The sequence below is a fragment of the Candidatus Nitrotoga arctica genome, from assembly GCF_918378365.1.
Classification (GTDB): Bacteria; Pseudomonadota; Gammaproteobacteria; order Burkholderiales; family Gallionellaceae; genus Nitrotoga; species Nitrotoga arctica.
On the sequence record NZ_OU912926.1, the window covers coordinates 475,109 to 498,438 of the forward strand.

Annotated in this window: 24 protein-coding genes and 1 pseudogene; 10 read left to right on the top strand and 15 right to left on the bottom strand. The window is 55.5% G+C overall.

Annotation, left to right across the window (positions count from 1 at the left end):
- Window positions 1–59: 59 nt before the first annotated feature.
- Window positions 60–767 carry a hypothetical protein gene (locus MKZ32_RS02250; RefSeq protein ID WP_239795782.1) on the bottom strand — a complete coding sequence of 236 codons (708 nt, stop codon included), beginning with the start codon at window positions 765–767 and terminating at the stop codon, window positions 60–62.
- Between MKZ32_RS02250 and MKZ32_RS02255 the strand changes: the two are divergent.
- Window positions 758–871, top strand: a pseudogene (locus MKZ32_RS02255) (IS110 family transposase); the annotation flags it as partial. The gene MKZ32_RS02250 and the pseudogene MKZ32_RS02255 sit on opposite strands and share 10 nt — an antisense overlap.
- 740 nt (window positions 872–1,611) lie before the next feature.
- Here the strand turns inward: MKZ32_RS02255 and MKZ32_RS02260 are convergent.
- Both MKZ32_RS02260 and MKZ32_RS02265 read right to left on the bottom strand, forming a co-directional pair.
- Window positions 1,612–2,049 (bottom strand): hypothetical protein, encoded by a 438-nt coding sequence (locus MKZ32_RS02260; protein WP_239795783.1) that lies wholly within the window; start codon window positions 2,047–2,049, stop codon window positions 1,612–1,614.
- A complete protein-coding gene (locus tag MKZ32_RS02265) occupies window positions 2,046–6,221 on the bottom strand; it encodes an RHS repeat-associated core domain-containing protein (RefSeq protein ID WP_239795784.1) in 4,176 nt (1,391 codons plus the stop codon). The genes MKZ32_RS02260 and MKZ32_RS02265 overlap by 4 nt, the downstream gene beginning before the upstream one ends.
- A 287-nt stretch (window positions 6,222–6,508) precedes the next feature.
- On the opposite strand from MKZ32_RS02265, the gene MKZ32_RS02270 reads away from it, so the two are divergent.
- The 7 genes from MKZ32_RS02270 (at window position 6,509) to MKZ32_RS02300 (ending at window position 10,629) form a co-directional block, all read left to right on the top strand.
- On the top strand, window positions 6,509–7,189 hold the full coding sequence (locus MKZ32_RS02270) for a DUF2285 domain-containing protein (RefSeq protein WP_239795785.1): 681 nt from the start codon (window positions 6,509–6,511) through the stop codon (window positions 7,187–7,189).
- 134 nt (window positions 7,190–7,323) lie between these two features.
- Window positions 7,324–7,611 (top strand): helix-turn-helix domain-containing protein, encoded by a 288-nt coding sequence (locus MKZ32_RS02275; RefSeq protein ID WP_239795786.1) that lies wholly within the window; start codon window positions 7,324–7,326, stop codon window positions 7,609–7,611.
- A 22-nt stretch (window positions 7,612–7,633) separates the two neighbouring features.
- Window positions 7,634–8,515 carry a replication initiator protein A gene (locus MKZ32_RS02280; RefSeq protein ID WP_239795787.1) on the top strand — a complete coding sequence of 294 codons (882 nt, stop codon included), beginning with the start codon at window positions 7,634–7,636 and terminating at the stop codon, window positions 8,513–8,515.
- Between the two features lie 182 nt (window positions 8,516–8,697).
- Window positions 8,698–9,336 carry a ParA family partition ATPase gene (gene parA / locus MKZ32_RS02285; RefSeq protein ID WP_239795788.1) on the top strand — a complete coding sequence of 213 codons (639 nt, stop codon included), beginning with the start codon at window positions 8,698–8,700 and terminating at the stop codon, window positions 9,334–9,336.
- Entirely contained in the window at window positions 9,333–9,578 is a 246-nt protein-coding gene (locus tag MKZ32_RS02290) for a chromosome partitioning protein ParB (RefSeq protein ID WP_239795789.1), read from the top strand. Before parA ends, MKZ32_RS02290 begins: the two co-directional genes overlap by 4 nt.
- Window positions 9,575–10,108 carry a DUF2840 domain-containing protein gene (locus MKZ32_RS02295; protein WP_239795790.1) on the top strand — a complete coding sequence of 178 codons (534 nt, stop codon included), beginning with the start codon at window positions 9,575–9,577 and terminating at the stop codon, window positions 10,106–10,108. Before MKZ32_RS02290 ends, MKZ32_RS02295 begins: the two co-directional genes overlap by 4 nt.
- Window positions 10,105–10,629 carry a S26 family signal peptidase gene (locus tag MKZ32_RS02300; RefSeq protein ID WP_239795791.1) on the top strand — a complete coding sequence of 175 codons (525 nt, stop codon included), beginning with the start codon at window positions 10,105–10,107 and terminating at the stop codon, window positions 10,627–10,629. Before MKZ32_RS02295 ends, MKZ32_RS02300 begins: the two co-directional genes overlap by 4 nt.
- Here the strand turns inward: MKZ32_RS02300 and MKZ32_RS02305 are convergent.
- Window positions 10,606–10,929 (bottom strand): hypothetical protein, encoded by a 324-nt coding sequence (locus MKZ32_RS02305; RefSeq protein WP_239795792.1) that lies wholly within the window; start codon window positions 10,927–10,929, stop codon window positions 10,606–10,608. The genes MKZ32_RS02300 and MKZ32_RS02305 overlap by 24 nt on opposite strands.
- A gap of 20 nt (window positions 10,930–10,949) precedes the next feature.
- On the opposite strand from MKZ32_RS02305, the gene MKZ32_RS15800 reads away from it, so the two are divergent.
- Window positions 10,950–11,837: a hypothetical protein gene (locus MKZ32_RS15800; protein ID WP_478210026.1), complete on the top strand. Its 888-nt coding sequence runs from the start codon at window positions 10,950–10,952 to the stop codon at window positions 11,835–11,837.
- The gene (locus MKZ32_RS15805; RefSeq protein ID WP_478210027.1) at window positions 11,828–12,907 is read left to right on the top strand and encodes a DUF3363 domain-containing protein; all 1,080 of its coding nucleotides are present in this window, start codon (window positions 11,828–11,830) and stop codon (window positions 12,905–12,907) included. The genes MKZ32_RS15800 and MKZ32_RS15805 overlap by 10 nt, the downstream gene beginning before the upstream one ends.
- A gap of 125 nt (window positions 12,908–13,032) precedes the next feature.
- Here the strand turns inward: MKZ32_RS15805 and MKZ32_RS02315 are convergent, their stop codons facing one another.
- From MKZ32_RS02315 to MKZ32_RS15810, 11 genes are all read right to left on the bottom strand, one after another.
- The gene (locus MKZ32_RS02315) at window positions 13,033–14,517 is read right to left on the bottom strand and encodes a type I restriction enzyme subunit R domain-containing protein (protein ID WP_239795793.1); all 1,485 of its coding nucleotides are present in this window, start codon (window positions 14,515–14,517) and stop codon (window positions 13,033–13,035) included.
- Entirely contained in the window at window positions 14,412–16,130 is a 1,719-nt protein-coding gene (locus MKZ32_RS02320) for a type I restriction endonuclease (protein WP_239795794.1), read from the bottom strand. Before MKZ32_RS02320 ends, MKZ32_RS02315 begins: the two co-directional genes overlap by 106 nt.
- Before the next feature lie 32 nt (window positions 16,131–16,162).
- Window positions 16,163–17,293: a HigA family addiction module antitoxin gene (locus MKZ32_RS02325; protein WP_239795795.1), complete on the bottom strand. Its 1,131-nt coding sequence runs from the start codon at window positions 17,291–17,293 to the stop codon at window positions 16,163–16,165.
- A complete protein-coding gene (locus MKZ32_RS02330; protein ID WP_239795796.1) occupies window positions 17,286–17,615 on the bottom strand; it encodes a type II toxin-antitoxin system RelE/ParE family toxin in 330 nt (109 codons plus the stop codon). Before MKZ32_RS02330 ends, MKZ32_RS02325 begins: the two co-directional genes overlap by 8 nt.
- Before the next feature lie 289 nt (window positions 17,616–17,904).
- Window positions 17,905–18,651 (bottom strand): restriction endonuclease subunit S, encoded by a 747-nt coding sequence (locus MKZ32_RS02335; protein ID WP_239795797.1) that lies wholly within the window; start codon window positions 18,649–18,651, stop codon window positions 17,905–17,907.
- Complete coding sequence (locus tag MKZ32_RS02340) at window positions 18,642–19,154, bottom strand: restriction endonuclease subunit S (protein ID WP_239795798.1); 513 nt, start codon at window positions 19,152–19,154, stop codon at window positions 18,642–18,644. The genes MKZ32_RS02335 and MKZ32_RS02340 overlap by 10 nt, the downstream gene beginning before the upstream one ends.
- Window positions 19,151–21,196 carry a type I restriction-modification system subunit M gene (locus tag MKZ32_RS02345; RefSeq protein ID WP_239795799.1) on the bottom strand — a complete coding sequence of 682 codons (2,046 nt, stop codon included), beginning with the start codon at window positions 21,194–21,196 and terminating at the stop codon, window positions 19,151–19,153. Before MKZ32_RS02345 ends, MKZ32_RS02340 begins: the two co-directional genes overlap by 4 nt.
- A 31-nt stretch (window positions 21,197–21,227) precedes the next feature.
- Window positions 21,228–22,020, bottom strand: a protein-coding gene (locus tag MKZ32_RS02350) for an IS5 family transposase (RefSeq protein ID WP_239795800.1) whose coding sequence is annotated in 2 segments (ribosomal slippage) — window positions 21,228–21,750 and window positions 21,749–22,020 — 795 coding nt in all. Because the reading frame shifts where the segments join, the coding sequence is not laid out codon by codon here.
- A gap of 105 nt (window positions 22,021–22,125) precedes the next feature.
- Window positions 22,126–22,356 (bottom strand): hypothetical protein, encoded by a 231-nt coding sequence (locus MKZ32_RS02355; protein WP_239795801.1) that lies wholly within the window; start codon window positions 22,354–22,356, stop codon window positions 22,126–22,128.
- Window positions 22,356–22,556, bottom strand: coding sequence for a methylation-associated defense system helix-turn-helix domain-containing protein MAD1 (mads1, locus tag MKZ32_RS02360; protein ID WP_239795802.1), 201 nt, complete (start codon window positions 22,554–22,556; stop codon window positions 22,356–22,358). Before mads1 ends, MKZ32_RS02355 begins: the two co-directional genes overlap by 1 nt.
- A 483-nt stretch (window positions 22,557–23,039) precedes the next feature.
- Window positions 23,040–23,273 carry a hypothetical protein gene (locus tag MKZ32_RS15810; RefSeq protein ID WP_478210028.1) on the bottom strand — a complete coding sequence of 78 codons (234 nt, stop codon included), beginning with the start codon at window positions 23,271–23,273 and terminating at the stop codon, window positions 23,040–23,042.
- Window positions 23,274–23,330 lie beyond the last annotated feature (57 nt).

The window sequence follows — 23,330 nt, forward strand, 5'->3', positions numbered from 1 at the left end:
AAAGCTCTTTGCTTGGTGCGGGAGATGCATTCGGTTTGCCCGGCGGCGACTCTAGCGCATCAATTATCAACTAGCGCAGTAAGAGCAAGCACTGAAGCTTCTATGCATAGAATGTTGCAGCCTATCGTAACCCAACTACGACTACTACGACCAAAAAGGGTACCTCGAAAAACTTCCTTTTTCATGAATGAAGCCATGGGGATGGGGCCGGCCAGGTGGATGGCTTGCAGTTTGAACAGGCTGGTCTTGAATTCGCGTTCGGTATCCGAAGGCGCGCGTACTTTGCCGTCCGGGGGGCTGAACGTGAGTTTGTTGGAATCGGTGAGGGTGTGGGTTTTGTGGTGCTGGTTGGCCTTCATGAAGATTGCCAGTTCTTTTACTTTATCTGTGCGTTTCGTTTGATCTTTGACATCATCCGCTTCTTCTACGTCTTTGAGCTTTTGTTTGAGTTCGCTTTGTTTGGTTTTGAATTCCTTCATGGCGGCTTTGTGGCGATTGATGATTTCAGCGGGGAGCTTGGCGTCTTTGAGGTGTTGGCCGATGGCGATGAAGTCGGCCTCGACTTCGCTTTCCAGGGCTTCGAGGTCGCGTTTTGTGCTGCGCAGTTGTTTAACTTCGTCGTCATCACGCTCGTCCCGGCTTTGTTTATTTTCTGCGCGCTCGAGTATTTCGCGCATGCTTTCCAGGCCTTTGCCGTAGCGTTCGTCTTTAGTTTGGGGAGCGGGAGTTTGGCTGGCGGTGATCGCGGTTTGCCCGAGGCAAGTCAAAGATGTCCTCCCTCGGTGCCGCAATGCCCAAGCTTGTACATTTGTGCTTTGGCGTAGTCAAAACTCAACAGCCGTATCAACACAATTACTTGAAAAATGCTTGACGTTAGAGACGGTATCTACTCTAGCCCAGGCTACGCTTGCTGAGGTCCGATGCGAAAGTGGTGGAAGAACCACGGGAACCTAATGCGTGCGCGCCAGTTCTCGACCCTGCTGATGCGGGAGGGCAGGCGAGAGCCTGTTTTCTAAACCCAATTTTAAGCCGGCCTAACAAATGCCACCGCCTCCCATTCAGCATACCGGGCTTTGCAATTTGTCCAAAACCGTTCCGCTGGTATTGCGTCGCCACTCCACTGGGCGAGGTCACGCTAGCCAGGTTGTCATTTACGTCGTATTCCCTACTTCGAAAAAAATATCACTAAAATCACAAAAATTATTATTGATCCATAAAAAAGAATATTTGCAGTTTTATTAGCTACTTCGTTTATATTATCGATATTGTCACGTTTATCAGGCTTTGCGATAAGTCGCCAAAAAATACAGTTATAAGGACAACCCCGTACGCCATAGCGCATATCATTATAAAAGACATAAAATTACGCTCTCGCCTACTTAATAGGTGGTAATAACATCAGTTGTCAATAAAAGACACCAACGGGCTTATACAGCCAATCTAGTTTCGTGGAACTGGCGTTCAAAAACAGCGGGAGACAGATACCCCAAACCGGGGCTGCTTGCACTGACGTTCCAAAATATCGATAGGTTCAGTGATGCCCCTTCTCTATTGTAGCAACCCGCCACCAGCGAACCAAGTCCAATAGGATCATTCCGCAACTCCCCAAATTCAGAATAGTGGCTTGAAAATTAGTGGGTTCAGCGCGGTAGATTTACCTTCAATTCCTCGAGAGAGGTCAATAACCACAGGAATCCCTACTGGCGACTCTATTGTATTGACCCGAACAACATATCGATCAGGGTAGAGAAAAGCAAAGACCTTCTTTGGTGCTTTGTCGACCACGGTTAGTACGCTACCTGTAGGAACTAATTGCCGCGAAATTATTTCAGGACCTGAAAGCCGAAGTGGTACCAAACTGATAATTGACACTTTCCTAGAATTGAGATCGTCACTGACACTGTGAACATAGAGCTCCCCCACGATCTCGTATTTTTGACCGATTCGGAGATCTCTATTTTCTGGAGCCGCATTAGTCTCGAAAGGGCAAGATAATGCGACCGACAGAACCAAGAGCCATGCCAAACTCAATGAAATCTCTCGTGTCATCGCGTGCACATCTGCTTGGGTTGCTCTGTAAAACCCAGAAATCGCCGGAGTTCTAGATAGGATGCCGCTATATACGCTAAAGGCATGGTTGGAATATTGGCAATAATATCAGGCAATCCCGCGCTCGTAAGCACGCCGACAAGCGGGTCATGTATTTCAGCAAGGGTTCGTCCCGCCGGTACATAATTTTCAATGAAAGAGCTTATCGCTCCACCAGGAACGATCCACGTGTTTTCTCGGCCTACGATTGGATCATTTGCTTGCCATGGCTGTTGAAAATAATACAGCCCTGTCGGATCAACCCTGTTGATCGGATTCCCCCCTACATACCCATAAGTATTAATCCCCCCCGCCAACCCAATCGGATCACTTTGCACATACCGCCCGATTTTCGGATTGTAATCTCTGAATCCGTTGTGGAATAAACTCGATTCCTTGTCATAGTACTGACCTGCGTAGCGCAAGTTCATGCTGAATTTCTTGCCGGTGTGACCTGGATCCTCATCCGGCACACTGGTGCCGAACGGCTCACCAAACCATTCCCAAACTACGGCATTGGTCGCGCTATGGGTGACTTGTCGTGGGGTGCCCAGATGATCGGTATGCACATAGTACAGCTGGGCCGGAGCGTTTCCGTTTTTATTCAGCACAGCAACCGGTGCATTGCCCAGCCATACGTATTCGGTCGATTGGCTACGCTGACGGTTGTATTCTCCAATCAGGTGGCCGGCCGTATCGTAGGTGAAGTAAGTCGTGGCGGTCTTGCCGTCCTCGTTGCTGGCCTCCTTTTTTCTATCATCGTCTTCACCATCCTTGCCGCTGCCGTTTAATTTCGCAACACGTTGACCCAGCGGATCGAACAGGTAACGCGTGCTGCCCGCTGCATTGCTTACCTGCACCAGGCGTCCAAGTGTATCGTAGGTATAGCGGTTAGTGCCATCTGCTACGATATTGCCGGTTGCATCGTATTGCAAGGTAGCTTTTTGACTGCCCGTCAGTTTCAACAAGCGGTTACTGCCGCTGGCATACGCATAATTGACAATTGCACCACCGTTACCTTGCGCCGTGCGATTGCCGTCCTCATCATATTGGTAGCTTTGGGTCGTGGCATTGGCTGTGTAGTTGGTCAGCGCATCGTTGTTGTCGTAAGCGAAACCTTGTCTCCGGCTCGGGCCGCTGCTGTCGGCCATGTTGATGATGCGGTCGGCGTTGTCATACGCAATCGTGGCACTGCTGCCGGCCTTGCTGAAGGCGGTAAGGCGACCATCGGCATCGAAGGAGCGAGTCGCCACTCGGGTATTGCCCCACGTCCATTGTCCGATTTGATCGTCAGCCTGGTATTTGATCTGGCTCAATAACGACGTGCCGTTGATGTTTAGACTCACGGCCTTGCCATCGGCGGCATACGTATACTGTACTGTCGTGCCGCTGGGGTAGTGCATTGAGGTCAGTTGGCCGATCTCCGTATGGTCATATTTGACCTCTTCGGAAACGTTACCGATGGTTTGTCTTTGGAACGTGATGCGGCCATTTACATCGTACTGATAGGAATTGCCGCTGGTGGGATTGTTGACAGCGGTCAATCGGCCGATGCCGTATGGGCCTTGGTCATAAGTAAGCGACACCTGCTGATCTTCCGCCAAGCTGATTTGCGTTGGCCTGCCCAGCACATCGTAGCGCATCCGGGCGGTCTTGCCGCGGGCGTCGGTGGCAACGATCAATTTGCCTGCCGTATCGTATTGATATGATGTCTGGCCAGTATCGGGGCTGATCAACTTTATTACTTGTCCAAAGCCGTTCCGCTGGTATTGCGTCGCTAACCCTCTGGGCGAGGTCACACCGGCCAGGTTGTCATTGGTGTCGTAGCCATAGGCAGTGGCGTTACCCTTCGCATCAATTGACTGAGTCATGCGCTGCAACGCATCATACTGGGCTTGACTGGTGCGGTTGATGGCATCGGATACCGAAAGCAAGTGCCCTGTCCTATCGTAGGCGTAGGCGGATTTCTGCCCGTTGTTTCCTGCCACCTGCAGCAGGCGCCCGCGCTGATCGTATGCAAACGCGCGACTGCGGGCCACGGCGCCGCTGGCAACAGTCATCGTGCTTTGCGTGACGCTTCCGGCTGCATCGCGGGTTAAATGCAGGTTGGTGTCTCGTGTATCAATCACATCGGTCAAACGGTGTGCGTCGTCATAAGCATAGTCAAGTATGCTGCCGTTAGCTAGCGAGACGCTGGAGCGTTGGCCGTTAGCGTTGTAGGTAAACTTGCTGACCAAAGCGCCGGTCGTGATGCTCGTCTGGCGGCCATTGGCATCGTATGTGAAGGTTGTAGAACGGCCACGCGGGTCGGTCAGGCTGAGCAAACGGCCATTGGCATCGTATTGGGTGAAACGTATGGATTGATTTAACGCATTCGTGACGCTGGCGAGATTGCCCTGCTTATCGTAGGTCAATGTCGTGACATTTTTGCCATCGGCGCCGGGGTTTGTTACGTGTATCAATTGTCCGGCAGCGTTATATTGGTACGTTGAAACTCTACTTACGCCATCGGCCGTCATCGTCCGCTTGGTGAGATTCCCTTTGTCGTCATATTCAAACTGAGAGCTCTGGTTGTTCGGCAAAACAATGCTGGTCAGGTTTGGAAATATGGGATGCCAGGTGTACTTGATGGTGCGCGCCAGTGGTGTTCCCGCTGCGACTGTCTCAGTCAACGCCAAGCCGCGCGAATCGAGCGTGTTCTGGATAGTGAGACCACTGAAGTCAGTGCTGCCCGTGGCAAATCCGTTGCTATCATGGCTGACACTGCGCAATAGTTCAGCATCGCAGTCACTGCACGCTACTGTCATGCTGACGAGTTTCTTGGTGCTGCCAATACGTTGAAACTGGCGCGTGCGGGTCACGCCACGGACATCGGTAACGTCGGTGCTGTCCTGGTTATACCTAACAGTGACAGCTGCTACGCCGTTTGCCAACTGGTTGCCGATCGCGCGACCTTGATTGTCATAGGTCCAGGTCGAGACGACCACACCTTTCGCATCGACTCGACCGGTCAGCAGGCTTGGAAATGCGCTATTTTGATATTGGTATCCGGTCGTCGTGCTGTCTGGATAGGTGACTGAGGTCAGGTTGTTATTCGCATCGTAAGCATATCGAATCGTGGCGAGATCCGGTCCGGTCAATGTCACCAGCCGATTTGAAGAATCATAGGCAAATTGCAGCACGCGTCCGAGAGGATCAGTTACGCTGGTGAGCGAGCCATTGCCGTCGTACGCCAATGTTTGGATCAAGCCGTTTCTGTTTGCAATGGACTTCAAACGGCCATTGACATCATATGTTTCGACTGTGTGGACTGCTGTCGTATAAATCCATCCCGCGGGTTGTCCTCCAGCCTGCACAGGCATCAATGTGGCAACGATGTCGCTTGCCGACGCATAAGCGCCATTGACCAAGGTGAATTTAGCTGCCTTGCCATCAGGACGATACACATAGACATCGCCATCATGAATAACGATATTGGCATCGTAGGTGCCACGCCAGTTCCCGCCCAGGCTGTTGACAAAGCCGGGAACCAGCATGGGCAGGCTATTGTAAGTCCTGGAAAAATTGACTGGGAATGGTCCGCTGCTTCGATAGTCGCGTGCTGATTCAACGACATTGCCGATGGAAGTGTTGATTGGATCGCCCGCAAAACTATCGGAACCCGAGAAGTCGCCATAATTCAAGCTGAATGTGTCGCCATAATTCCAGCTGAAGGGGTCATCATAATTCCAGCTGAAGGGGTCGTCATAATCCGAGCTGAATGGGTAGTTATAACTCGAGCTTGATGGGTAGCTATAACTCGAGCTTGATGGGTAGCTATAACTCGAGCTTGATGGGTAGCTATAACTCGAGCTTGATGGGTAGCTATAACTCGAGCTTGATGTGTAGCTATAACTCGAGCTTGATGTGTCGTCATAACTCGAACTTGACGTGTCGTATCCATTGTTGTCTGAATTGCTGTCCGAACCCGTGCAAGTTCCACCCAAATCAGAAGCTTGGTATTCCTGAAACCAGCTGCCCGCACAGTCAACGCAGGCCACGGCATAAGCTTGGCTTGGGAGGATGGGAATAATGGAGAGAACGGCGAGTGCAAGAATTGTTAAACGATGGGGCGGAATGTTCTGCAGCGGCATGCGGGGATCCTAAGCTTGATGTGGTTAAGTTTTGTTTTTTTCTTCCAATTTCTTCTAGTAGCCGGACTTCGGGTTTTATTGCTTCTGTATCAATTTTAAATTGGCGTTAACGGTTTTGTAATATATTGTTTTTATATAGTTATAGATAAATGCGGGATCTAATATAGGTGAATATATTTAATCAGTGAGTTGTGAGATAAGTCCCGCAGATTGCATGCTTACCCTTAACGAACTTGAATTAGCTAGGCTATTATGTACTTCCAATACTGTCTATTTATATGGGACAAATGGTCTATTTTACTGACGAGCGGTTTCAGGGAACACCAAATGAGTGGCGCGCCTGGCAACGGCACCGACGCCATCCGCGGCACGCGGCGCTTCGCTGGGGCTTGCGCCTGTTGGAAGACCCCACGCGCGATGCACGCGACGCGTCCCCCGACTGGTTCCCTGATCCATCCTCGGTAGTCCAGGTCTATCCCGATGCCGATCCCACGGCCGATGCACTGCTGTTCCAGCTCTGGCGCTTCCCTGGCCGCAAGTACCTGATGCACGACGGCAAGCGCCTGGTGCTGACCACTCAACTCGTCAATCGCATGCTGCGCATGGCAATATCTCCCGCACTGGAAGACGGCATGGCTTACGTCTATGCCATCCGCGCCGGTTGCCAGCTCCGCGAGCGCTGGCGCGCAATCGAAGCCGAGCTGGCGTTGCTCGACGCCGCAAAGGTGCACCGCACTGCAATCACCACAGGCCGACCAGGTCGCACGTCAATGCTCCACATGCGCACCCTGCAGGCGCTCGACGGCACGCTGGCAGGTGCTTCGCAGCGCGGCGTGGCCGAAGTGATGTTCGGCCACGCCGCCGTCGCAGAGCGCTGGTACGAAGACGGCGATCTGCGCGCCCACGTCCGCCGCTTGATCCGGCGCGGGCAAACGCTCATGGGGGGTGGATACCACCGCCTACTCTAACCCGGCAGGGCCGCACAGGGACGTTAACGCGACAACGCACAACGTCCCTGCGCAGAACGCCTGGCTTCCCTGAGACTGCTTCCATCCGGCGGCGATTGCTTCGTCGGCGATCTTGACCGATGGAGGCCCATGCCATGAGACCCGTACCCTTACGGCCGTATCCCGCACCCACTGCCACCCAGCAGCTTGCTCAATCCGCGCAGCCAGCGCGTTACCTGACTAACAACGAAGCCGCCACATTCCTGCGGCTGTCGCCGCGCACGCTGGAAAAGCAGCGTGTCATCGGCGGCGGACCTCGCTTCCGCAAGTTTGGTCGGCGCGTGATGTACGCCATCGTCGACCTCGAAACCTGGGCCGATGCGCGCAGCTTTGAGATGACGTCCGATCCCGAGTACACCGCCCGCCATCCCGGCGTGCGCTGATCGGCGATGGACACCGTCACTGATGACCATCCGGCACGACCCGCAGCGCGAGCAACTCGAACTGTTCCATACCTTCTCCGGCGAGCTGCCCGCACGCGATGCGCAAGACCTGATGGTCTACCCGTTCTTTTCGCTGGCCAAGAGCAAGCGCACGGTGCCCATCGACTTCCGCACCAGCAGTGTGACCGTGCGCGTCGAAGGCACGGCCGCGCATGGCCTGGCGACGATATGGGATGCCGACATCCTGATCTGGGCCGCCAGCCAGATCGTCGAGGCGCGCGATGCGGGAATTCGCTCGTCGCGACTAATGGCGGCCACACCCTACGAGATCCTGCGCTTCATTGGTCGCGGCACATCGCTGCGCGACTACCAGCGCCTCAAAGCTGCGCTGGATCGCTTGCAGTCCACCAGCGTAGCCACATCCATTCGCCAACCCAATGCGCGGCGTCTGCATCGCTTCTCGTGGATCAACGAGTGGAAGGAGCGCGCGGCCGGCCAAGGCCGGCCGCTGGGCATCGAACTGATCCTGCCGGACTGGTTTTATGCCGGTGTGTTCGAAGAGAACCTGGTGCTGACCATCGACGTCAACTACTTCCGCCTGACCGGCGGTATCGAGCGCTGGCTGTACCGCCTAGTGCGCAAGCACGGTGGCTGGCAGCGCGAAGGCTGGCGCTTCGATTTTCCGCACCTGCACCGCAAGTCCGGCAGCCTGGCGCGCCTCACCGACTTCGCCTACGACCTGCGTTGCATCGTGGCACGGCAACCTTTGCCGGGCTACACACTCGCTATTCTGCGGCCCAGGCATGGACCGGAGGTGCTGACATTCCAAGCTGTGCCGTCTACGACACCTTTGCGACCCGGTGGCAGCTTCGGTGCCCGTGCAGTGCCTGTGGACAAACTGTGAATGCGCTCGTGCTATCGGGAGTAGGAATCCTCGTGCTATCAGGAGTGCGAACGTGTCGAAAAGCCTTGCGCAGCAATTGGTTCGGTGTTTCCTAACTTAAAATCTAACTTTAAATCTATAAAACTAACGATAAGAAGACCCCGCGTGCTGTGGATAAGTCGGCGAGCAGGAGGCAGCGCATCATGATCATCGCACTGTTGAACCAGAAAGGCGGGGTCGGCAAGACAACCCTCGCCACACACATCGCCGGTGAGCTGGCAATGCAAGGCAGCGCCGTGATCCTGATCGATGCCGATCCCCAAGGTTCGGCACTCGATTGGATACAGCGCCGTAGCCAGAACAGTCTGCCCAGGTTGTTCGGTGCGGTCGGTCTGGCCAGGGAAACGTTGCATCAGGAAGCGTCAGAACTCGCCAAGCGCTGCGATCACATCGTGATCGATGGCCCGCCCCGGATCGCCGCCATCGCTCGCTCTGCGCTGCTCGCGGCAGACCTGGTGCTGATTCCTGTTCAACCCAGTCCTTACGACGTGTGGGCCAGCGTCGAAATGGTGTCGCTGATCCGCGAAGCGCAAGTGTTCCGGCCCGCGCTGCGCGCGGCCTTCGTCATCAACCGGCGTATCAGCACCACGGTGATCGGGCGCGAGGCACGCGGGGCGCTTGCCGATCAACCGCTACCCTCGCTGCTGTCGGAGGTTCGGCAACGCATCGTGTTCGCCGACAGCGTGGCCGCTGGCCGACTTGCCCGCGAACTCGACGCAGACAGCACCGCTGCACACGAGATCGCGGCGCTTGCCGATGAAGTGTTGAGGATGGCGCGATGAAGAACAGCAAACGGGTTGCCATTGGTGCGCGTCCGCCTGCCAACCCGCATGCCGATGCATGGGTGCGCCAGGGCGACGGTGCGGACATCGGCAAAACCCATCTCTATACCGCCCGGCTGACCATCGACGTGACGCCGACGCTGCGCGCCCGCATCAAGGTTGAAGCCTTTACACGTGGCATCACGGTGGCCGAGATGCTTCGTGCGTTGCTGGAACATGAATTCCCGGAGAAGCAGCCATGAGTGCGCTGCCGCAAGCGTCCAGCAACGCGTCACCTATACCACGTCCCGTGTTATCAAACGTCACGAACGACACGCCGCTGACGCGTGTGTCGCTGGCGTTCGTCGAACGTCGGATCAACCTCTATCTGCGCTTCGGCCATCCAGCGCGTGAGCTGCGGCTGGATCGTTGGCGACGCTGCGCAATGTTTCCTCCTGCCGCCCTGTTCTGCCGCGTGCGCTGGGAGTCCAACGACTACGGTACGACACGCTGGCAGCTCATGGTACTGCAAACCTGCACGCCACTCGATGCGGTGCAGCGCATCGCCGGCATCCAACCTGGTGCGCGCCTGCTGCTGTGCGCCGAAGGCGAACAGCAAGTGCAGTCGGTCTTGCCACAGATCGACGCCATCGAAGAACTCGGCATCAATCCGGTAGCGGTGTCGCTCGCGTACTGGCGCACGTTGGGCAACCGGCTGTCTGCGCGGCTACCACTACCGTCTTACACGATCGAACGGCATGCTGCTTACCTCGCGGGCGAGGTGCTGCGATGAACACTTGCGTCCATCGCAGGGGCGTCATACTGTTCACCGTCCTTAGCATTGCTGCGCTCGCCTGGTCGTCTGACCATAGGTCCGTTGCGCGCCTCGTCTACAACCCAAGCGACAGCGTAGCGCCTGGCTGGTATCGCATCGGCCTGCCTGACTCGCTGCACGTCGGCAGCATCGTGCTCGCCCGGCTTCCGGCAGATACTGCCGCGCTGGCTGCGCAGCGTGGCTACTTGCCCGAGCACATCCCGCTGCTCAAGCGCATCGGCGCGATGTCACCGCAGCAGGTGTGCATCGAGAAGCACATCGTTCGCATCGACGGCATGCCGGTGGCCGGCGTCCATGCAACAGATGGCCGTGGCCGTTCACTGTCGTCATGGCAACAATGTCGGCGGCTTCACGATGGTGAGCTGTTACTGCTCAGTGCAACCAATCCGGCATCGTTCGACAGCCGGTACTTCGGTCCCGTTGCTGTCTCTGCCGTGATCGGCAGCGCGCAGCCCTTATGGGCGTGGGGCACGCCATGAACGTGCAGCGCTGCATGCCGTTCTTCGTGCAGTCTCGCTGCACATCGTTTGCACCACGGCCTGCGGCTGCGGTGCTTCAACCGTGCAGACAATCGCAGCCTGACCGTCTGGGCCGGTCGCGTCAGCGATCGGGAAAGGCGGAGGGCAAGATAAAAGGGGCGGCACGTACCCTGCCGCAATGTCAATCTGCACGTGGGTTGGGCACGGCACGGCGGCTTGCAGCCGGTGTGCCGTCGTGGAGCGCAAAGCCGGATGGGCTCTCAAAGTTTCCCGCGTGCCGTCTTCGATGCGGTATGCCAACCCACGCTGGAGCTTGTGTCATGGCCTCGCGTGACGATGAGCGTTTTCGTATCAAGCCGGGGGCACCTAAACGCCCGGATGGATCGCAGAGCGGCCAGCACGCGCAGCGTTTTGTCTCGCAAGTCCTGAGGCAGGTCTCGAAGGCCGGTGCGAAGACCTCGGGGGCGCGCGGTGCGCGTCCCGCATCGACCTTCGGACGGGACCGCGTAGCTGCGGGTATGACAGGACATGGGCTTAAAGCCGACGCGCGTCGCGTGACTATCAAATCTCGCTTTGTGGTGCTGAAGAAGGCTGGCGTTAATTCCATCTCTACGCACCTGCGCTACATCGAGCGCGATGGCGTGACGCGTGATGGAGAGCGAGGACAAACCTACGGCTCCGAGACCGACACGGCTGATCTCAAGGCTTTCGAGGAACGCGGCAAGGGCGACCGCCACCAGTTCCGTTTCATCGTCTCGGTGGAGGATGCCGGGGAGCTGGAAGACCTGCGCGGTTACACGCGGGAGTTCATGCAGCGCATGACCACCGACCTGGAAACCCGACTGGACTGGGTGGCTGTCGATCACTGGGATACGGACAACCCGCATACGCACATCGTGCTGCGCGGGCACACCAGCGATGGTCGAGGAAAGGGTCAAAACCTGGTGATTGCGCCGGATTATATGGCGCACGGCATGCGCGTGCGCGCCAGCGAGCTGGCGACCGAATGGCTGGGGCCGCGCACCGAACTGGATATTCGGCAAGGACTGCTACGGGAAGTCGAGCAGGAGCGGCTGACGAGCCTGGACCGGACGCTATTGCGGCAGGCCACCGCGGATATTGCGGACCTGACTCAACAGCCCACTGACCGACAGCGCCAGACTCTCCTTCGTGCCCGGCTGCAGCGGCTGGAGGGGCAATGGAGCTAGCTGGGCGTATCGACGCTAACCACTGGCGGCTATCCCCGAGCATGCAAAAGACATTGACCACCATGGGCGAGCGCGGCGACATCCTGCGTACGATGCATAAAGCCTTGCGGGGCGAGCAGCGGGAGTTGGTACTGGAAACAGCGCCAGCAACACCTGTATTCGGCCGCATCGCCGCCAAGGGTCTGGCCGATAAACTCAATGACCGGGGCTATCTGGTCATTGGTGGCATCGACGGCCGCGCGCACTATGTCCGCCTGCCGGTTGGTGCGGACCTGACCGCACTGCCGCTGGGTGGCATGGTGGAAGTGAAGCCGGCCGGACGGGAACGAGCGGTAGATCGCAACATCGCGGGTATCGCGTGTGAAGGTCTTTACCGCAGCATTGACCATATTGCGCAGCTTCGACAAGAAAGTGTGGCAGACCCACAAACTGCAGTCGATGCCCATGTGCGCCGACTCGAAGCGCTGCGCCGCTCCGGAGCCGTGGAGCGCATGGCCGATGGCGTTTGGCGCATACTGCCTGACTTCTTGTCACGCACTCAAGCACACGATGCGCAGCGCGTCGCAGGGGGCACCATCGAATTGCGTTCGCACCTGTCTATCGAACAGCAAGTACGCGCCCAAGGTGCAACATGGTTGGATCATCAAATGGTGGGCGATGCGAGGGAACTGTCGCCACGGGGCTTCGGTGTTCAGGTGCGTGATGCATTGCAAGACCGAATAGGTTTCCTCGTCGAGCAGGGCTTGGCCGAGCGGCGCGGCCCGCGCGTGGTTTTAGTGCGCAACTTGCTATCCACCTTGCGCGACCGGGAATTGGCGTCAGTAGGCAAAGTGATACAGCATCAAACAGGGCTGGTCCATCGCCCGCTGCGCGATGGCGAGCGCGCAAACGGCATCTACCGCCGTTCAGTCCAACTCGCCAGCGGTCGCTTCTCGATGCTGGACGATGGCATGGGTTTCAGCCTGGTGCCGTGGAGATCAGTGGTTGAACAGCGGCTGGGGCAGCAGGTATCGGCCATCGTGCGTGGGTCATCGGTCACTTGGCAGCTGGGGCGGCAGCACGGACGGTAAGCATAAGGCTATTTTGAAAATGGTGGCCGCCGTTGCCGACGATGCATGCACAGCTATGGAATTTACGGGGCGCACTGACGGGATGCGTCATGAAACTGGAGGGTGTAAATAAATCGCAGGACAATCTAAGCAACAGCCTTTTCTCTTAGCTGCCGATACACTTCGTCCAGCAACAAACTGGCAAGCCCCTTGAACACTCTCGGGTGTTTCAACGCCTGATCCGCCATCGCACTGTGGTTTTCCAGTGCATCGACCACTGCTCCAGTCAATTTCTGCTCGTATGCATCGTTGCTGAAGGATTCCGCCGTATCGTTGGCTTTGGCTTGCTCTTGCAGCGTAGCGTCCTCTACCATTTTCCCAATCAGCGTGGTGGCGTACCCCCTGAAGTCTGCATCCGACAGGTTGCCAGAAAAAACCTCATTCATTTTTTGGATGATAGCTGACAGCCTGGCGTTAGGATCGTCCCATGGCTCGCCACCACCCGGCCCCATCGGTTTCATGGGCTTTGCTTTACCGGCGTCCAAGTTAAGATTATGTTCTTTCAGGTTGATGACTTTGTATCCGGCCAGACGCACCAAGCCTTCCAAGGTATCACCGCCATCAGTTTTGCTACGCAGCCTAGGCAACAGACATTTGGCAAAAGCATGCAAACGCTCCAAATCCGCATCGTCGTAATCCACCAATTGCGACAAGAAATCGTAGGCCGTCACATAGGACGACAGATCACCCCGGAACAATTCCTGCTCTTCCGGCTTGCGGTCTTTGTATCGATCATGCGCCTGTTTTAACGGATGCTGGATGGATGCTTGCTTCCCTTTCGGGTCGAAGTAAGCCTTGGCGAACACCTCAACCTCACTCCAAAGATAAACCCCCGCTTGATCCAGTTTTGCGCGCAGCGTATGCACCAAATTTCGATCCGTGATGCCCGACAACTTGGCCGTGCGGTAAAACGGCAGGAACGAATCCAGTATGTCTTTTGGCTGATTACGAAAATCCAGCACAAAAGTCTTGTCTTTGCCGGGGCAGGTGCGATTCAAGCGCGACAGGGTTTGTACAGCTAAAACGCCCTCAAGTCGCTTATCCACGTACATCGCAACCAATTTGGGTTGATCGAAGCCAGTCTGAAACTTTGAGGCCACGATTAACACCTGATAACTCTCTGTGTCGAATGCCGTCTTGATGCCATCATCGCGTTCTTTGTTGTCGTTCAGGTTGCCTTCGTCGGCTTTGAAGACCTGGCTTTCGCTATCGGTAATCGTCCCGGAAAACGCCACCAACGCCTTGCAGTCGGCATACTTCATCTTGGCGATATAAGCATCAAATGCTTTTTTGTAGCGCACAGCAGCCAGTCGGCTATCTGTTACCACCATCGCTTTAGCTTGTCCGCCCAGTAGGTGCAAGACGTGCTCGCGGAAGTGTTCCACGATCACCGTCACCTTTTGCGCAATACTGGTCGGATGCAGTTGCGCATACTGAAACAGCTTCTTCTTTGCGCGCCCACTTTTTACTTCCTTATCGTCGGCTGACTGCTCCAGCTTGAACGCAAAATCGTAAGTGGTATAGCCGCGCAACACATCCAGGATAAATTCTTCTTCAATCGCCTGGCGCATCGAATAAACATGGAAAGGTTTTGGCGTTCCATCTTCTCCCATACGTCCGAACAGCTCCAGCGTCTTCGGCTTAGGCGTCGCAGTGAATGCGTAATACGACACATGGGGGGACGTTTGCGCGACGTCATGATTTTGATGAGCACATCCTCATCGGTCATCTCGGCAACTTCTGCCGCCGCTTCATCATAGTCATCCGATGGCTGCAATTCGGCAGAGCCAACAGGCGGTTTGCCGTCGGTGGTCAACACCTCTCGCAGCTTAACCGCAGCGTTGCCAGATTGGCTGGAGTGCGCCTCGTCGATGATGAGCGCGAAACGCTTGTCGCCCAGTCCGCCCACCTTATCCAGCACCCACGGAAACTTCTGCAAAGTGGTAATGATGATGAGCTTGGCCTTGTCCAGCGCATTGGCCAGTTGAGTGCTGTTTTCATCAATTTTTTCGACCACGCCTTGCTGATGGTCAAACTGATAGATCGTGTCCTGCAATTGCTGATCGAGTACGCGCCGATCCGTAATGACAATCACGCTGCTAAACACCTTTTGGTCTTTGGCATCGTGCAGCGAAGCCAGCCGATGCGCCAGCCAGCCAATGGTATTGGATTTGCCCGAACCGGCGGAATGCTGCACCAGATAAGTTTGCCCCACGCCTTCATCCAACGTGGCTTTCACCACGGCGTTCACAGTATCCCACTGGTGGTAGCGCGGAAACAGCAATGACGGGGTATAGCTCTTCCTGCCGTTGGCTTCTTTGCGCTCTTTCACCTCTACCGCCAAAAACTTGCCCACGATGCCCAAGAACGCATCGCGCTGAGAGACTTCGTGCCATAGATAGCCGGTGGAATAGCCCAATTTCTCATCGGGCGCATTGCCAGCACCCGCACCGCCTTGACCATCCGGCGTGCCGCGATTAAATGGCAAAAAGCGCGTACCGGCTCCTGCCAGCTTGGTCGCCATGCGCACTTCATCCGTACTCACCGCGAAGTGCACCAATGCGCGCTTACCAAACGATAGCAGCGGCTCTGGCTGCCGGATGGCTACATCCACAGGCGAGCTGTACTGCTTAATGGCATCCTCGATATTTTGGGTATTATCTGTTTTCAGTTCGATGGTGCCCAATGGCAAGCCATTCAGAAACAGCACCAGATCAATGCATTTTTCATTGTGCAGCGAATAATGTACCTGTCGCACCACGCGGAGGCGATTCTTCGTATAGTGCGCCCAGGTAGCGGGATTTTGCTGGTTGCCCGGCGCGAACTGTGCCATGCGGAAGGTGGCGTTGATGTCCTTGAAACCTTTGCGCAGCAAGTACAAGGTGCCCCACAGTTGCGGGGTGTCATGCCTGATCGTAGGGCGGTCGCGGTCAAGCTCTTCGGCCAACCGACGCAAGAAAACCTCTTCAGGATTTTTCATATGGTTCTTGCTGAACTTTTCCCAAGTCTCAGGCTGTGTTTCCTTCACCCACGTCAGCGCATCTTCCGGGAAAATTGCCAGACGCTTGTCGTAGCCTGCGTCGAATGGTTTGACAGTGTTGTACAACCAGCCATGCTGGGCAAGGTGGTCGCAAAGCTCCGATTCAAAACGCAGCTCGGTATGGATCGCTCCTTCAGAACTCATGCCTTGTCCTTATTTCTTGTCATTTTTGCCGATTACTTTTCTTCTGTCTCATGTCCCCAGCTATAGCGAACCTTCAAGCGGTTGAACTGCTGCCAACCGATGTGCCCCTCATATTGAAGACGACCCAGCACGATGCCGGGCGCTACGTTTATTTGTCTGGCGAAGTCGCGAATCATTTGCTCGCCGATCAACGAGTGAGCCAGTAGTGCCTTGTAGTCGGTGGGCAGAATCAGCAAGTCTCGGGCAAAAGCGTCCGCCTCTTTCTCTTCCTGCGGGTTCAGGCCATCCTCGCCAAGCGTATCGAGGAAAGTCATCCGCTTGCCGTGCTTCAAAAGATGCCCTGCCTCGTGGAAGAAAGAAAACCACAGCTTGTCGTCAGTCTTGCCACGCAGACTCAGCATGATGAGCGCTTTGCTCGCACTCAGCCATTTCGTCGCACCGCTGACGGGGCAGCCCTTCGGGGCAGGTTCCAAAACTACGGCTATGCCGACACGGGCGCAAAGCTCGATGAGTTTGGGAGTAAAAACCTTCGGATCACGTTCTGACGTCAGTACCCGTATCTGCTGCAAGGCCGCCTCGAAGGCTGCGCGGTCATAATCGCCTAGCCGCATATCCTCCGCAGCCCGCTCCCCTCTGCGTAGCCACGCCGAAACAGCAGCAGGTTCACGGGTCAGTTTCGCGGATGCACGGTAGGCGGCGACCGGCTGTTCATATTGAGTCCGCCATGCCGCTACGTCGGCCACACCAAAATAGCGGAGGCACTCGAACATTTGCTGGGCCTTACCCTTCACTTTTTTCACCCAGCCGAACTTCACCATGTCGGACAGGGGTAGCTCTTTTAACCAGTCGGTATGCTCGGCCAATGCCTTGAGTGCTTCCTGACGTGCCAGATGCTCGCGGTATTGGGCTTCCAGATTCAGCCAGAAGCGGGCAGTGCTACCCAGCACACGTTCCAGTTTAAGCGCCGTTTCCTCTGTTATGGGCGCATTGCCCTTCAATAACAGATTCACGTGTTTGGTGGTGAAGCTGGTGCGTGTGGCCAGGTCAGCCTGCGTCCAGCCCCGTTCTTCCAGCAGGTCAGCAATAGATTCGCCGGGCACCGCCACCCAATCGGGCGCAAAGTCAGCCAGCGTCTCGTAGGTGCGCAACACAGTATTAGTCATGGTAATCCTCCGCTTCGATAATCGTTATTTCATCAACCTGCGACCAGTCAATCGAGCCGTCTGCCCTGAAAGGCGGCGGCTGACGTGTCGGCTTAAAGATCAATCGCATTCCCTTGTGCAAATCCACGGCAAACTGGCCAGCCCGGTCGTATTCCAGCGGGTGCGGGCGGCCAATTGCTAACTCGCTTATCACACTAGCGGCGTGAAGCTCGGAGAGGCGCCGCTGCAACTTCTTCGCCGACTCCATCCCCAGCTTCTTGACAGCCACTTTGGATTGCTTGCACAAAGTCTCGACATCTTCGTCTTCATAGGAGACTTTCATTCGATTAGTTTACCATAATGGTTAATAGTTCTGGCAACCTTTGGATACCATGAGTGTAGGTGCGTATGGCAATACGCCCGAATTGTGCCCATATACCAAGAACCGCTTTCGTAGGCTTGGTTATGCGATGAAGCCGCTAACTCAACAAAAACCACAGACTGGTAGGGTGGGCAGGGATTTTATCTGCCCACCCGGTTTTGAATCCGCGTAGGCACAAAGGCGTGCCCGCCCAACCCGGCTTCCGCCGTATGGAAATTGCATTCGGCGGATAACGCTACGCTCATCCGCCCTATGACACCTTAATTTTCCCGGTAACGGCATCCGTAATGGTAGCAGCGCGGAGCTCTTGCAATAACTTGATCTCGTCTCGAACATGGTCAACCAGCTTATCAATGTGGGCGGTTTCACGGTCGAGATAGGCGGCGATAGCTTTCTGCTCATCAAGGGGTGGGCTGGCAATGTAAGTGGACAGCACTTCGCCCTGATCAATCGTTGTCATGGTTGTTGACTTGGAGCGCGAAATAAGTGATTGTCGCCCGTATGATGAATTTAAGAAAAATGCCATGAACCTTGAATTGCACAAAGAAGTGTCAGGGCGCAATCTCACCACATGGCACTCAAATACTGTTGGCTCAATAATATTTCTCGCTACTGCAAACATCGCAATGCCATCAAATTTTAACGAAGACCGAACCAAAAAAAGGTCGCCATCACAAACCTGATACTGAATCAGCTCTTGCTCTGAGCACCTGACTCGTTCAAGCGAAGAGCCATCAACAAAGAAATTATCTGAAAATAGATCGGTTACGTTGACCAGCGGTGCGCCGTCCCCAAATTCGTCATTTTTCTTAAATATGCCATTCATTGCGAGGCCATCAGTGACTCGCCTAAGAGACTTGATCGCCCAATGCGCAGGCACTTCGCCCAGCCACGGCAAACCGCTGGGCGTCTTGGGGGCGGTTGGGTCTAGCCCTTGGGTGACGACTTCGGAAATGGTGGCCTGTCGATATTCCAGCAGCGTTTCGATCAACGACACTTCTCGGCTATCAGCGTATCGACACGGGCAATTTCACGGTCGAGGTAAGCGGCGATTGCCTGTTGTTCGCGGATGGACGGGCGGGAGACAAGGTGACCGCTGAGGTTTCCCTTGGTCATGCTTGGAACAGCCGTATTCGTCGAGTAGTAGTCGAATGGTATAGTAAGAGCCGAGTAATAAGCGAATCGGCCAGAGGCATCGGGGCGGATCTTGGTCCAATACATAGTATCCACTGTCCAAAAACGTCCGGTTACATGTAGTGGTTTATCAATGGTTCCTTTTCTTCCGAGCAGGACGGATTCACCGTCGTAAAGGAAATCGGACGCATACGCAAATATACCTCCAGAACCGAAGACTGGATATCCTTCGGCTTTTTCGACATGCTTATGGTCGGAGCCGTTCTGAATCTCCACAAAATGCTTGAACTGAACAACATCCCACTGTTCGGGTATTTCTCCCAGCCACGGCACACCACTGGGCTTATAGGCTGGGTAAGGCTTCATCCCGCCACTCCGCGCAGCATGTCCATGAAGCGTTTTTCCATCGCTTCGATTTCTGCCCGTATCGTCTCGCGGCTACGCGGAGGGGTGTAAGTGTAGAACTCGCGATTGAAGTTGATTTCGGTGCCGACTACGCCGACCAGTCCATCCTTGTCATCCTTGATGTCGCGGTTGATCCCGGCATCCGGCCAGTGCGGCACCACCTCACGATCAAAGTAGCTGTCGATGTCCTCGCCAAACGGCACGTATTCAGCATCGCGCAATTCAGAATCGCTCAATACCTCGCCTTTTTCGTTGGTGGTGGGCTCGGCAGTCTTGTCGCGTGTCGCGAGATATTTTCGGGCAAGCTCCAGCAGTTTAGCTCCGAGTGGCTTCTTGATGCCTGCTTTCTTTGCCGCTTTCTGCAAAGCGGCGCGGAAGGTGTCGGCATCGGTGTAGATGGCCACAGCATCCAGCTTGGCTACAGCGATTTTCAGCGCGTCGCGTTGCTCATCAGGCAACTTGGCGTAAGCCTTATCGGCCAACAGTGCGGCCACAGCCTCGGCAGTCGCCTGAAACCGACAGCGCAATGGACGCTCGATGGTTACTTTGCGGTAGAAGAAATGTTCGCGATCGAACACCTTGGCCTTCAAGGTGCGTCCTTCGACTTTGCTCAGGACAGGCCCGGAGTTGGCATCACGCCAGTTCACCGCTTTGAATCCGGCGTAAGCCTTCGCAATACGAGCGATGCAGTCCTCGGAGAACTCGCGGCGCTTCTTGCCCAAATTCTTCTTCATCAAATGGCTCATGCCGCTGGCGTCAATCAGCAGCACCTTGCCTTTGCGTTCGGGTGGTTTGCGGTTGCTCATGAACCACAAGTAGGTGGCGATGTTGGTGTTGTAGAACATGTCCGTGGGCATTGCCACGATGCAATCCAGATAGTCATGCTCCAGAATCCAGCGGCGTATCTCGCTTTCGCCGCCACCCGCATCGCCGGTAAACAAGGGTGATCCGTTGTGTACCACGCCAATGCGCCCTCCGCCCTTGCCCCCAACCACCGGTTGCACCTTGGACAACATATGCAGGGAGAAAAGCATTTGTCCGTCACGAATGGCAGGCAATCCGGGAGCAAAGCGGCCAGCGGCTCCCTTGGCGTGTTCTTTTCGTACTGAGTTCTCGGCGGGTTTCCATTCCACACCGTAGGGAGGATTAGCGGCCTGGTAATCAAAGGTCTGATTCGGATGCTTGTCCTTTTCCAAGGTGTCGCCATTGGCGATGTTAGCGGGGTCTTGCCCCCGGATCAGCATGTCGGCTTTGCAGATGGCATAAGTTTCGTCTTCCAGTTCCTGCCCAAACAGTTTCAACGTGGCGCGGTCGTTGAATTTGTGTATGTGCTCTTCGGCGACACTCAAAATACCGCCCGTGCCAGCAGTGGGATCGCACATGGTGCGCACCACGCCGGGAACCGAGAGCGCATCATCGTCGCCTTCAAATAACACCGTCACCATCAGCTCAATTACATCACGCGGGGTATACTGCTCACCCGCCGGAGACACATCGTTGAACTTGCGCAGCAACTCTTCAAACGCTTGCCCCATGTCGTGATTGGTGACGACCGATTTGCCTTTTTCATCCAGTGCGCGCAAATCAGTTTCGGCAAAACGCTGCACCACGAGAAACAGACGATTCTTTTCTGCCAATTTATCAATGGTGGCGATAAAGCCAAACTTCTCGAAAATGTCGCGCACGTTCTGCGAGAAGCCGTTAATCATCGCCTCCAGATTGTCGCGCACGTCATCCGGGCTTTCCGCCACACCCGGCAGGGTGAATTTGGACGTGTTGAAAAACGGGTAGCCACTGGTGGGCGTGAGGAATTTGTCGAGGTCGTAGTTTTTATCTTTGACGGCTTCGTATTTGATACGCACAGCCTCACGGGTTGGGGCAAGCACACAATCCAACCTGCGCAGGATGGTGAACGGCAGGATCACCTTGCGGTACTCATTTTCCTTGAACGCGCCACGTAGCAGCTCGGCGTTCTTCCATATCAAATCAGCTAATTTGGCCATCTATCTGTCCAGTAAAGTTCTTAGAGCCTGTTCACGATCTTCGCAGCAGCAGAACCAGGAAGGCAAGGTGGATGAATTGCAGGCTGGTATTGAGTTTGCGTTCGCAGTTCTTCCATAGCCGTCTGCATTTCTCCAACCATGCGAAGCTGCGCTCAACCACCCAACGCTTTGGGATGACGGCGAAGGTGTGCAGTTCGTTGCGCTTGGCGATCTGCACCGATGCCCCCAGTATTTCATCGACTGCCAACGCAAATGGTCGACCTACATAACCACCGTCAGCCAGAATACGTTGTACCTGCGCAAGGCCTGGTTTGCACCGTGCCATCGCCTGCAAGATACCTTTCCGATCAGTGACCTCAGCGGTGGTCACCGCAACTGCATGCGGTAGTCCTTGGGTATCCACCGCAATGTGGCGCTTGATTCCAGAGATCTTCTTGCCTGCGTCATAACTCTTCTGACCCGCCGTGTCCGTGTTCTTCACGCTCTGCGCGTCCACAATCAATAGCGTCGGCTGTGCGTTGCGCCCCTGTCTCGTACGGGCCACGCCAACTTGATTTTTTTAACGCCCGCTCCAGCAGGCTCATTCCTTCCTCGTCCTGCTCACTCCACTTGGCAAAGTAGGAGTGCACCGTGCGCCATTTCGGAAACTCCCTCGGTAGCATTCGCCACTGGCAGCCGCTCTTGAGCAGGTACAGTACCGCGCTCCAGACCTCATATAAGTCCACCGTGCGGGGCTTGGTACGCTTGCGCGCCCCTTCCAGCAAGGGCCTAATTTGCTCGAACTGCTCGCGGCTGATGTCGCTTGGGTATTTTTTCTTGCGCATTCGGACATTGTCTCGGATTTCAGCAAGATCGTGAACAGGCTCTTAGTGCTTCAGCTTGCCGCGCGAAGTCTGCAGGGCGATTTTTCTGAAATTTATTCAAGTTGATCAGCCTTCAACGCAAGCCAAGCAGTCTCTTGGCATGCGCGCAATCAAGCAGTGACCAATCAGGATTAGCTTCCGCCAAACAGTGAGACCTCGACCTGGTAGCGGATTGAGGTCAACCTGCGAGTCCACCAGGGTGGATGCCAGCGATTCCACGGTGTCGCTGGCTGCGCGACGAGTTAGCAGCCACGCGTAATATTGGCTTTGGTATGGCGTGAGTAGCCGTTGTGTCATCAACTCGCCTTCTGTTTCATCTTGTTGATGCTCTCGACAATCCAGAGATCAAGCTCTGAGCGACGGAAACGCCACGTTCCACCAAGCTTGAATGCGGGAATCTCGCCTTTCTGGGCGAGCCGGTAGACCGTCCGCTTGCCAGCTTTCAGGTAGGCAGCAACTTCGTCAAGCGTAAGGATTTCGCCATCTGTGTCGGTCATTGTTTCTTCCGCAATGGTGGCCTACAATGAATTTTGTTTGCCAAGTCTGGCCAATTCTACCGCATCGAGCTTATAACTGGCTAGAGTCATACAAGAGCGTATGACGATTCAACTGCGGCGGCGACAGGCCATGCGTCAAATGATCACTACGGACGCGGGTTCGACTGTGGAAATACCGCACGATAGGCTTCGCGATTCGTGCCAGTGACAGAAATAATCATCGTTGTACTCCCCTCTTAGCCGACTTTCGCCGGAACAGGTTTTCTCATACTCGCGGCGACCCCAAACTTGCGATGTTAAAAGCAGTGCCGGATCGGTGCCGCTTCGAACCTTGACGATAGGCCGATCCTGATTCGCGGATACCGGGCTGACGGCACATTGAAATGGACTGAATCGAGTAATTACATGAGGGGGTAGCGCATGGTACCGACCGGCGTGCTGATTGGCCAGATCACGATGGTTTTCGCCACCGTATTACTGGGGCTATGGAGTGCCACCCAGTGGACGGCGGCCGCACTGGGATACCAGATGCGCCTCGGCGCGCCGTGGTTCGACATGCTGGGAACGCCGATCTATCACCCGTGGCGGCTGTTTGAGTGGTGGTACTTCTTCGATGCCTATGCGCCCGACATCTTCCTGCGCGGCGGTGCCATCGCAGCGTGCAGCGGCTTCGCCGGTGCCATGTGGTGGCCATCGCCATGTCGGTGTGGCGCGCACGGCAATCCAAGCTGGTCACGACCTACGGTTCAGCACGCTGGGCGCTGCCCGCTGAAA

What these genes read in the sequence shown, in the direction of transcription:
- MKZ32_RS02260 (WP_239795783.1), bottom strand. Translation starts at nt 2,049, where the DNA reads ATGACACGAGAGATTTCATTGAGTTTGGCATGGCTCTTGGTTCTGTCG.
- MKZ32_RS02265 (WP_239795784.1), bottom strand. Translation starts at nt 6,221, where the DNA reads ATGCCGCTGCAGAACATTCCGCCCCATCGTTTAACAATTCTTGCACTC.
- MKZ32_RS02270 (WP_239795785.1), top strand. Translation starts at nt 6,509, where the DNA reads ATGGTCTATTTTACTGACGAGCGGTTTCAGGGAACACCAAATGAGTGG.
- MKZ32_RS02275 (WP_239795786.1), top strand. Translation starts at nt 7,324, where the DNA reads ATGAGACCCGTACCCTTACGGCCGTATCCCGCACCCACTGCCACCCAG.
- MKZ32_RS02280 (WP_239795787.1), top strand. Translation starts at nt 7,634, where the DNA reads ATGACCATCCGGCACGACCCGCAGCGCGAGCAACTCGAACTGTTCCAT.
- parA (WP_239795788.1), top strand. Translation starts at nt 8,698, where the DNA reads ATGATCATCGCACTGTTGAACCAGAAAGGCGGGGTCGGCAAGACAACC.
- MKZ32_RS02290 (WP_239795789.1), top strand. Translation starts at nt 9,333, where the DNA reads ATGAAGAACAGCAAACGGGTTGCCATTGGTGCGCGTCCGCCTGCCAAC.
- MKZ32_RS02295 (WP_239795790.1), top strand. Translation starts at nt 9,575, where the DNA reads ATGAGTGCGCTGCCGCAAGCGTCCAGCAACGCGTCACCTATACCACGT.
- MKZ32_RS02300 (WP_239795791.1), top strand. Translation starts at nt 10,105, where the DNA reads ATGAACACTTGCGTCCATCGCAGGGGCGTCATACTGTTCACCGTCCTT.
- MKZ32_RS15800 (WP_478210026.1), top strand. Translation starts at nt 10,950, where the DNA reads ATGGCCTCGCGTGACGATGAGCGTTTTCGTATCAAGCCGGGGGCACCT.
- MKZ32_RS15805 (WP_478210027.1), top strand. Translation starts at nt 11,828, where the DNA reads ATGGAGCTAGCTGGGCGTATCGACGCTAACCACTGGCGGCTATCCCCG.
- MKZ32_RS02315 (WP_239795793.1), bottom strand. Translation starts at nt 14,517, where the DNA reads ATGCGCCAGGCGATTGAAGAAGAATTTATCCTGGATGTGTTGCGCGGC.
- MKZ32_RS02320 (WP_239795794.1), bottom strand. Translation starts at nt 16,130, where the DNA reads ATGAGTTCTGAAGGAGCGATCCATACCGAGCTGCGTTTTGAATCGGAG.
- MKZ32_RS02325 (WP_239795795.1), bottom strand. Translation starts at nt 17,293, where the DNA reads ATGACTAATACTGTGTTGCGCACCTACGAGACGCTGGCTGACTTTGCG.
- MKZ32_RS02330 (WP_239795796.1), bottom strand. Translation starts at nt 17,615, where the DNA reads ATGAAAGTCTCCTATGAAGACGAAGATGTCGAGACTTTGTGCAAGCAA.
- MKZ32_RS02340 (WP_239795798.1), bottom strand. Translation starts at nt 19,154, where the DNA reads ATGAAGCCTTACCCAGCCTATAAGCCCAGTGGTGTGCCGTGGCTGGGA.
- MKZ32_RS02345 (WP_239795799.1), bottom strand. Translation starts at nt 21,196, where the DNA reads ATGGCCAAATTAGCTGATTTGATATGGAAGAACGCCGAGCTGCTACGT.
- MKZ32_RS02355 (WP_239795801.1), bottom strand. Translation starts at nt 22,356, where the DNA reads ATGACACAACGGCTACTCACGCCATACCAAAGCCAATATTACGCGTGG.
- mads1 (WP_239795802.1), bottom strand. Translation starts at nt 22,556, where the DNA reads ATGACCGACACAGATGGCGAAATCCTTACGCTTGACGAAGTTGCTGCC.